This is a genomic window from Archangium sp., assembly GCF_036388035.1.
Classification (GTDB): Bacteria; Myxococcota; Myxococcia; order Myxococcales; family Myxococcaceae; genus Archangium.
In genome coordinates this window covers 1-8,877 of record NZ_DASVSO010000558.1, presented here as the reverse complement: position 1 = coordinate 8,877, position 8,877 = coordinate 1, and the positions used below count along the sequence as shown (strand labels likewise).

The window sequence follows — 8,877 nt, the reverse complement described above, 5'->3', positions numbered from 1 at the left end:
CCGTCTCGAGCTCGCCGAGCAGCTCCGTCGCCTTCATCTCGGGGATCCACGTGGTGTCGCCGGCCTTCGCCTTGGTGATCGCGGCGTCGAAGGCCGTCCGCAGCTTCGCGGCGAGCTTCGCCTTGGCGCTGCCCGCCGGAGCGTTCTTCATGTACGGCTCCAGCGTCTGGAAGAAGCCCTCGCCCTCGACGAGCTTGATGTAGGCGGTCTCCGGCTTCTCCTTGTTGAAGTCGATGTCGTAGAGCTCGTGGCCGATCGAGTACGCGAAGACGCTCTGCAGCCGGGCATCGAAGCGCTGGACGAAGCGCGCGTAGGTCTCATCGTCCGAGGGCGACGCCAGGGTGTCCGAGTTCTTGGCCTTCAGCGCGCTCTCGATGATGCAGGAGCCCTCCTTGATGAGCGCGAAGAGCTCGGCGCTCAGCGTGGTGAAGTTGTTGCCGTCGCGGCTGGTGGCCAGTCGCGCCAGGCCCTTGCGCCCGGCGTCGTTGTTGCTCGCGCCCGTGCCGAGGTAGCCGAAGGCCTCGTCATAGTGCGCGTAGGACGGCTCGTAGAGTTCCTCCATCACCGACAGGTACAGGAAGCGGTAGACGCCCGCCTTCTGGAAGCGCTGCTTGGCCAGCGACACCTTCAGCTTCGTGTCGGCCATCTTCAGCTCATCGATGGCACCGAGGAAGGCCTTGTCGATCGATTGGCCCACGGCGGCGTCGGGCCCGGAGAAGTGCTTGTCCTCACGCCCCTGCACCTTCGCCTGCAGGTCGGTGCTCGTGGCCTTGTACTTCTCCAGGATGGCCGCGGCCTGGGTGGCCGACCTGGTCGGATCACTCTCCGCCGGGGTGAACAGGGCCATCATCTCGTCGATGGCCGTCAGCCGGTCGTCCTGGGCCTTGTGGTTGTTGACGTCAAAGGCGAGGTAGTCGGCGGTGGTCTCCTTGCACCGCTCGGAGACGGGCTGCTCCGGGGTGGGGGTCACCGGCGTCTCCGGCTCACCACAGCCCGCCAGCAGGGCCACCGACAGGAACATCCCCATTCCGACCGACTTCAGCTGCTTCTTCATGTTCGTGCTTCTCCGTTGAAACCAGGGTTGAGGCGCTCCGGTACCTCCGGAGCGCGAGGTCACTCGCCCGACTCGCGATCCACGCAGCGGCCGCGCAGACAGGTCTTGTCCGAGGTGCAGTGGGCATCCAGCGTGCAGCACACGCCCACGCAGGAGCAGCAGGCGGTGCCCGCGGGCGCGGTGCCAGCGAGGCACTCGGCGGACGCGACGCAGTTGGGCGCATCCACGCACACCACCGCCTTGGGCGCGTTCGACTCGCCGATGTACGAGACCGTGCCGTAGTACGAGTCCACCACCTTGCGGCCCGGCTCCCCCATGTTGGTGTCGAAGTACTCGTACACGCCCGGCCGCGAGAACTGGTAGCGCCAGTAGGAGTACGTCTCGTCCGTCTCGGTGCGGACGTTGTAGGGCTTCACCAGGTTGGGGCTGAAGAGCGCCGCGGGCGACGACAGCGCGGTGACGTTGGTGGGCACGTCGGGCTGGTAGTTGCGGAACTCGACGATCTGCCCCGGCCGCATGGGCAGGCCCCCCGCCGGCTGGATGTCCGCGGGGTTGCTCACCACGTACTGCTGCCCGATGCACGTGGGCGCGATGGTGCGGTAGCGACCGGAGATGATCCGGTTCATGGACACGGAGATGCGGGGATCTCCCTGCGCCGAGTCCTGGACGGGCCGGAAGTCCTCGGGGACGGGGCCCTTGCAGGCGGCGAGCAGGAGCGCGAGGCAGAGAGCGAGACGGGCGCGCATCAGAGGACCTTGTGCGGAGTGGCCGGCGGCGCGGGCCGGTAGTGGAAGAGGACGATGTCGTGGGCGTGCGAGCGCACACGCCGGTCGCACGCGAAGCGCGACACGGGCTCCAGGTGGGGCGCGAGCGCCTCGGCCCCGGGAGCGGTGGAGGTGACGTAGACGTCTGCCCCGGCGGCGGCCACGCGCTCCACCTCGCGGCGGAGCTGCTCGCCCGTGGCCGGACGGCCGGCGCGGTAGTGGGGCACGTAGTGCTCGAAGAGGCGGGCCTCCTCGCCGGTGAAGAGCAGCGTGCCGGCCGGGGGCAGCGTGCGGGACACGTGGGACACCAGGAGCGCCGCGGGCGCGGGCTCGGAGCCCTGGGCGAGCGCCACCGGCAGCATCACCGCCGCGGTCGTCGCGGCCAGGGCCCCGGCCAGGGACAGGTGCACCCGAGGGGTCCAGGCCCGGGCGAGGACCGCCCCGCCCACCGCCACCAGCAGCGCCAGCGCGAGCACCACCGGCAGGGCATGGCGCGCCTTGAGCAGGTTCTGCCCGAGGAACATCCACGCGCCATAGGGCAGGCCGAATGCCAGCGCGAGCCGAGCCACCCGGCGCTCACCGGTGGACAGGGCCCCACGCAGCGCCGCGCGGACGAGCGCCACCAGCGCGCCGGAGAAGCCCAGGGCCAGGAGGAAGCGCGCGACGCGCAGGGCCACGGAATCACCGTGCGGACCGGGCCACGGCAACCCGAGGCCCGCGGCCACGATGTCGAAGCCGAGGTGCTCCAGCCGCCAGCCGAGCTCCGGGCGCACGGCGACGGTGCCGCCCCACTCGCCCGCGTGGCCGCCCAGGAAGCCCGAGCCGATGCGCAGCAGCTCCGCCGGGCCCGTGAGCGCCACCATCGGGAGGAGCCACGCCACCACGCCGAGCCCGCCGCCCGCGAACGCCGCCAGCCGCCGGCCGGGAGGCACCACCAGGGCCAGGCCCAGCAGCGCCGGGAGGAACGAGGGCCGGGCCCCGAGCGCCACACCGGCCACCGCGCCCGCGAGCACCGCCGCCCGAGGCGCGGAGTCGCCCGCCGTCAGCACGGCGCAGGCCGCGAGCACCAGGAGCGCGAGGCCCGCCCCATCCGAGCCGGGGGTCGCGCCGAAGAGGACGGGAAGGGGCAGGAGCGCCACCAGGGCCACGCCCACGAGCGCCCCAGCCGCCCCGAGGTACGGCCGCAGGACGAGGCCCAGCAGGCCAATGGCCACCGCCCCGAGCACGAGGCCGGGAAGGGCCAGCGCCAGCACCTCGGGGGCTCCCGCGGCCGAGGCCAGCCGGGCCATGGCCACGTACACCGGGTAGCCCGGGAAGTGCGGCGCCTGGGCGGCCAGGTCGAAGCCGTGGAGCGAGCGCGCGAAGTTGACCGCGTCCAGGTCCGGCAGGAGCCGGGGCAGCGCGAGCACACGCGCCGCCACTCCGGCCCCCCCCAGCAACGCGACGGCGCTAGCGAAGGCCCGGGGCGACATCGTCCCCTGCCCCGCTTCCGACGTGCCGCCTGACGGGTGAATGATTTTGAAAGTCATTCTCAAAAACCGATGACGTTGAAATACTACGGCCCCCGACAGGTGGTCAAGCCAAGGCCGCTGCTGGCGCGCCTGGGCCATCCGTGGGACAGAGGGCGGCCATCATGCTGAGTGCCCTGCTGGTGGTCCTGGCCGTTGCACCCGCTCCACAGGTCTGCACCGAGACGCGTCCGATGATGGGGACGACGGTGACGGTGACGCTGGTAGGAAGCACGCCCGAGAAGGCGCGAGCGGGCTTCGACGCGGCCTTTGGCGCCTTCGAGCGCGTCAACCAGGTAATGAACGAGTGGCGCCCGGACAGCGAGCTGTCGGCGGTGAACCGCAAGGCGGGAGACGGGGAGCTGGTGGCGATTCCCGAGGACCTGTGCGCGGCGCTGCGGCGCGGGGTGCGGGGGGCGGAGCAGACGGGAGGGCTCTTCGATCCGACGTGGGCGGCCCTGCGAGGCATGTGGCGCTTCGGGACGGAGCTGACCCCTGCCCTGCCGGACCCGGCCGAGCTGAAGAAGCGCTGCGAGCTCATCTCGTACAAGGACCTGGAGTTCGCCCCGGCGGGTGACGGTGGCGAGCCCGGGTGCGAGGTGCGGCTGAAGCGAGCGGGGATGCAGCTCGGGCTGGGAGGGCTGGCGAAGGGCTGGGGGGTGGACGAGGCGGTGAAGAAACTGCGGGGGTTGGGCTTCAAGGACTTCTTCGTGCAGGCCGGGGGAGACTTCTACGCGGGGGGGAAGAAGGCGGGCGGACCGTGGAAGGTGGGGATCCGGGATCCACGAGGCGAGCGGGACAGCGTGTTCGCGGTGCTCGAGGTCTCCGACGCGGCCTTCTCGACGAGCGGCGACTACGAGAACTTCTTCGTCCTGGACGGCAAGCGCTACCACCACATCATCGATCCGCGGACGTGCTACCCGGCGACGGCGTCACGCTCAGCGACGATCCTCGCACCGAGCGCGGTGGACGCGGAGGTGCTGACGAAGTCCGTATTCATCCTCGGAGCCAAGGAGGGACTGGCGCTCGCGGAGAAGTTTGGAGCCTCCGCGGTGGTGGTGACTGCGGACAATCAGGTGGTGGTGTCACCCAAGCTGGAGAAGAAGCTGAAGCAGCTGAGGACCCCGATTCCGTAAGGAATAGCCGGCTTCGTGATACGCTCACGCAGATGAGCATGCCGACCACAGCCTGAAAGGCAGGACAAGGAAATGATGTCGCGTCATCTCGCGATACTGCTCGCTGCAGGGAGCGTCTTAGGATGTGCTACCGGCGGGCAGCCAAAATTCTGGCGCGATCCTGATGGCCGCATCATCGTGACGGGACCGATGTTAGAACCCGCTGACAACTTGGAGACGCTCGCGCCGCAGTTATGTGAAACGGTCCGAAATATGCCCGGTGCGAAAGCTGGGCATCAACGTGGCGGACAAGAATACTGCGGAGCCATCTACCAGCGACCTGGGGACACGCGGTTCTTCGCAAGTCACCCTTCATCGCTTGGGCCTCCCTTGGATCTACCCGGTGGGCGGAAGGCCTGCTTTCCACCAGCTGCGATCAGTGACTCGGAAGCACCGGAAAGCAAAATCTACGCTGACTATCATAGCCATCCTGGGGTCTCGAGGTTCTCACCTGAAGATCTACAGGCACGTCGTCAACGCTTTTACTTCCGGGTGATGTTCAACCCCATTTGTGAAATTTTTTTGTATGACTTTCCGGCCCGCACGGTTTTCCAGCTCCAAGACGGAAAATTCGTCCCCACCAAGCAGGTAACGGACGACTTCCGCGGCGAATAGCCAACTCCATGACTCACACATCGAACCAGCTCGGTGTCTCGCCAACGAAACGCCTGCCTCCAAAAGGAGCACCGATGAAGCGAATTGGCCTGGGAATCCTGATGATTGGTCTTTCCGGATGTATTCACATCCATCGGAAGGCACCAGTTGCGTCTCCCGAGATCGCTGCGCGAACTCAGTTCCCAGAGTGGGGCAAAGACGCGACGACAGTCACCGGGCCACAGCTCAAAGCGCTCCAAATTGCGATGGATGATTTCCGACCGGTAGGCAAGGGTCCATCCAACAACGCTGATGCATGGGCGCGCTGTCTGCAGCGCATCGAGAACTACGACGCCTGGGTCAAGAGAGGTGAAGGGACGACCTTCATCCACTTCACGCCCAAGGAAGACGAGCGCTGCGGACTTGAGCCCCTTCCTGTCGATGCCGGCGCGAGCTATGCCATCAACGACGAGGGGGTGATTCTCAAACGAGAGTAATCAACAGACCCGCATCCACGGACTGGAGCAGCTCGCCCTCCAGGCCTCGACTCACGGTCGGTGGCCGGAAGGTCCGCGCCGCATAGGCGTCCTCGGGACGGTGCGTGTCCTCCAGCGACGCCATGAAGAGCGAGTCCTCCCCCAGCGCCGTCACCAGCCGCGAGAGCACCACCTCCAGCGCCGCGTCTCCCTCGGGCGCGTCTCCCAGCGAGAGCTGCTGGCCCTGGTCCTCGCAGTCCTCCTCCACTCGGAGGATCAGCCCCACCACAGGCCCCTCGCGCCGCACTGAGGGTGAACCGGTTGGTCCCGCGACCGGGCCTCAGGCATGCTGCCCGGGGCATGCGGACCGCCCCTTCACTCCTGCGCGTAGCCCTGGTCTTGAGCTTCGCCCTTCTCGCCGCGTGCGCCACCTCGCGGGCTCAGCTTTCGGCCGAAGAAGGGCCGCAGATACAGGCTTCGACAGGCACTGCCCAGGGCTCGCCCCCTCCCACGAGCGCGCCCCAACGGATGAGGGGGACCACACCTGTCGCTGGCCAACAAGCACGGGCAACTGCGGGTGGTTTCACCTGGGCTGAACCCCTGCCCGTGCTCATCCAGGCATTGTCCGGAGGCCGGCTGCGGCTCTCCTTCCCTGCCTCGGCGCCCCACCCTGATTTGGAGAAGCTGAGCGTGGCGGAGATACGCCCGCTGCTCGTAGCCTTCGACTCCTTTCGGCCACGGGCCAGCCATCGGCTGCGACTGATGCGGGAGTCCCCGGGAGCGGTCGGTTCGGGTCAGGGGCTCGCCGCCCCGTGGGAGTTGCGCCTGCGCGAGGACTTCTTCTCCCAGTTCGGACCCGCGGTCCTTCCCGTACCCGAGTCCCTGGAGGCGAGCCGCCTCTACCTCGCTCTCAAACTCTCTACTCGCTACATGGATGAGGGGATCCGCGAGGCCGCCCAGGAACTCTTCAGCGCCCCCGCCTTCCTGGCCAGCGTCTCGCTCTCGGTGCTGGTGTACTTCGCGGCATGGCTGGCCCCGGAGCCCCTCTTCTCCAAGGCCTTCGCCGCCGCGCTCACCGTGCGCCTGTCTCTGCTGGTGGGGCTGGTGGAACTGAGCCACCTGGCCATGGCGTGCTTGCGCCTGTACCAGGAGGCCGAGGCCGCCACCACACCTCAACAACTGGAGGCAGCGTCCGAGCGCTTCGGCAAGTCGCTCGGCGGTACGCTCCTACGTGTGCTGGTGGTGGTGGCCAGTCTCGGGGTGCCCCAGGTGCTCCCCAAGGTGCCCGAGGACGGCATCTGGACTCTGCTGAGTCCCTTGCGTCATGCGCCCACGGGCGGACCGGGACTGGAGTCCATCACCATGGCCCATGTGGTGGCAGACGGCACACTGCTCTTCACCGGGGTAGCCGCAGGCACCTCCGCCACGTCTTTTTGCGGCGAGCTCACCACCTGCGCGGTCATGGATGACGTAGGCGGTGGCCCGAGGCTCTCCACCCGTTATGGTAAACCCCATACACGTCAGAACCCTCCGCACAACGAAGCCATTGAGAAGGAACTTGCCGGGCGTGAGGCAGCCGGACACACCGATTTGAGGAAGAACAGGCCGCAGTTGAACGCCGAGGGCAAACCCCTTGACGACCCGGCACTGGCGCGAGGTGTTCGCTTCCGCAAGCCGGATGTTTCCTCGGTCCGACCTGATGGTGTGCGGCATAACACCAACTATGTTTCCAACCCTCGGGACATGCAGCGTGAGTTGGAGGCCTTCGAGGCCATGCTGCGGGCAGACACGTCGGCCATCCACGAGCTGTACCTGCTCGACGGCACCCTGGTCCGACGCTACGTACCTCCAGGCGTCAGCTTTCCCTGGATGGGTAGGTGAGAGAGATGGCTCACGGGACAGACATGGAGCAATTGCGAGATGAGTTGGTGGACGCATGCGCTCGGGGGGAGGAAGACCGGGTACGCGCACTGGTGACAAGACTGGGTGAGCAGCCCCGCCAGGCGAGATCCCTGCTGGAATCCATGTTGGAGGAGCCTGATGTCCACGCGCGGCAGGCAGCGGCCTTTGGTCTGGGTGAGCTTGGCGGCACGGCCAATACCAGACTCCTGGAACAACAGCTCGCGAGAGAGGAGGCTCGCGGCGACTACGACGGAGAGTCCGTCGTAGAGGCCATTGTCAGGGCTCTGGGACACATCAAGGAGGAGAGCGTACGGGCGACCCTTGTACGCAGGCTGGAGAAATTGGCCGCGGGCCAGCCAGCGCCTGGGGATGTGTTTTCGGTGGTGCACGCCCTTTGGAGGAGGCGCCACCCGGCACTGCTTCCTGTCGTCCGGCGGAGCCTGGAGAGGCTGGCGCCCGCACGCTACAAGAGCCTGCAGGGCCTGCTCGTGCTCTTGGAGAAGACGCCTGAAGAGCTTCGCTCCTGGGCCCTCGACCCATCCATTTCCGTGGAGCACAAGACGGGCGTCATCACGGTCATGGAGGAGGACCTGCCAGGTGAACTGCTCCCGACTCTCCCCTCATTCATTTCCACGGCCCTCACCTTGCTCGAAACCACGGCAGGCCAGCGAGATGAACGAGAGCCCGTCGCGTACTACTGCGAGTGCCTCGCTTCACTGCTGCTGCGGCACAGGGAGCAAGTCATGCCCGTGCTCTCCGAGGAGGTTCGCACCAGGCTGCGCGAGCTGGCGCGGAAGCTGATTGTAGCCACCGCTCCCAACAGCTCACTTCGAGCCGCGGTACTGCTCCAGCTCATCGGACAGAGAGCGGACGCAGCCCTTATCGAAGCACACCGCCCGGCAGAGCCGACACTGGCCAAGGTCTTCGACGATGCCGCACAAGCACTACGTCACCCTCGGAAGAAGTGACGCCTCTTCATCCCTCAATCAAAGAGGCCCTGCAGGTAGAAGCGGCCGTCCCGTGCGTCACGGAACACCCAGGCCGGTCCCAGTCCCTCGAAGTGCACGCGGTAGTAGTCGCGGCTGTACGGTTTCGCGTCCCACCAGTCCCCGCTCAGCCGCTCCGGGCCCACCAGCGCCGTCACCCGGCGTCGTCGGCCCCCGAGCCTCGCCGCGAGCAACTCCCCCGAGGCCGTCACCTCCACGTCGATCGGGGTGGGCCTGCTCAGCACCCGTGAGGGCCGCTCCCGCAGCACTTCCGGTATCGGCTCCGCCTCCTCCACGGACTGGAGCAGCTCGCCCTCCAGGCCTCGACTCACGGTCGGTGGCCGGAAGGTCCGCGCCGCATAGGCGTCCTCGGGACGGTGCGTGTCCTCCAGCGACGCCATGAAGAGCGAGTCCTCCC

General features: G+C 67.5%; 9 protein-coding genes and 1 pseudogene. 5 read left to right on the top strand and 5 right to left on the bottom strand.

The genetic code is table 11. The annotated features are described in order from the left end of the window. The 3 genes from VF697_RS22410 to VF697_RS22400 all read right to left on the bottom strand — a co-directional run. Positions 1-1,054, bottom strand: a 1,054-nt coding sequence (locus tag VF697_RS22410; RefSeq protein WP_331098198.1) for a hypothetical protein, incomplete at its 3' end; no start/stop codon positions are given. A 59-nt stretch (positions 1,055-1,113) separates the two neighbouring features. Beyond that, a complete protein-coding gene (locus tag VF697_RS22405) occupies positions 1,114-1,800 on the bottom strand; it encodes a hypothetical protein (RefSeq protein ID WP_331098197.1) in 687 nt (228 codons plus the stop codon). After that, positions 1,800-3,239 (bottom strand): glycosyltransferase family 39 protein, encoded by a 1,440-nt coding sequence (locus VF697_RS22400; RefSeq protein ID WP_331098195.1) that lies wholly within the window; start codon positions 3,237-3,239, stop codon positions 1,800-1,802. The genes VF697_RS22405 and VF697_RS22400 overlap by 1 nt, the downstream gene beginning before the upstream one ends. Positions 3,240-3,451: 212 nt before the next feature. Here VF697_RS22400 and VF697_RS22395 point away from each other — a divergent pair, with 212 nt between their 5' ends. The 3 genes from VF697_RS22395 (at position 3,452) to VF697_RS22385 (ending at position 5,592) form a co-directional block, all read left to right on the top strand. After that, positions 3,452-4,462, top strand: coding sequence for an FAD:protein FMN transferase (locus tag VF697_RS22395; protein WP_331098193.1), 1,011 nt, complete (start codon positions 3,452-3,454; stop codon positions 4,460-4,462). A 72-nt stretch (positions 4,463-4,534) separates the two neighbouring features. After that, a complete protein-coding gene (locus VF697_RS22390; RefSeq protein ID WP_331098191.1) occupies positions 4,535-5,116 on the top strand; it encodes a hypothetical protein in 582 nt (193 codons plus the stop codon). Between the two features lie 74 nt (positions 5,117-5,190). Continuing rightward, positions 5,191-5,592 (top strand): hypothetical protein, encoded by a 402-nt coding sequence (locus VF697_RS22385; RefSeq protein WP_331098189.1) that lies wholly within the window; start codon positions 5,191-5,193, stop codon positions 5,590-5,592. Here the strand turns inward: VF697_RS22385 and VF697_RS22380 are convergent. Continuing rightward, the gene (locus VF697_RS22380) at positions 5,579-5,857 is read right to left on the bottom strand and encodes a hypothetical protein (RefSeq protein ID WP_331098186.1); all 279 of its coding nucleotides are present in this window, start codon (positions 5,855-5,857) and stop codon (positions 5,579-5,581) included. The two genes, VF697_RS22385 and VF697_RS22380, sit on opposite strands and share 14 nt — an antisense overlap. A 404-nt stretch (positions 5,858-6,261) precedes the next feature. On the opposite strand from VF697_RS22380, the gene VF697_RS22375 reads away from it, so the two are divergent. Both VF697_RS22375 and VF697_RS22370 read left to right on the top strand, forming a co-directional pair. Beyond that, positions 6,262-7,452 carry a hypothetical protein gene (locus VF697_RS22375; protein WP_331098184.1) on the top strand — a complete coding sequence of 397 codons (1,191 nt, stop codon included), beginning with the start codon at positions 6,262-6,264 and terminating at the stop codon, positions 7,450-7,452. Positions 7,453-7,595: 143 nt separating this feature from the next. Continuing rightward, positions 7,596-8,441, top strand: a complete 846-nt coding sequence (locus VF697_RS22370; RefSeq protein WP_331098182.1) for a hypothetical protein — start codon at positions 7,596-7,598, stop codon at positions 8,439-8,441. 14 nt (positions 8,442-8,455) lie between these two features. Here the strand turns inward: VF697_RS22370 and VF697_RS22365 are convergent. Continuing rightward, a pseudogene (locus tag VF697_RS22365) lies at positions 8,456-8,877 on the bottom strand (DNA polymerase Y family protein); the annotation flags it as partial.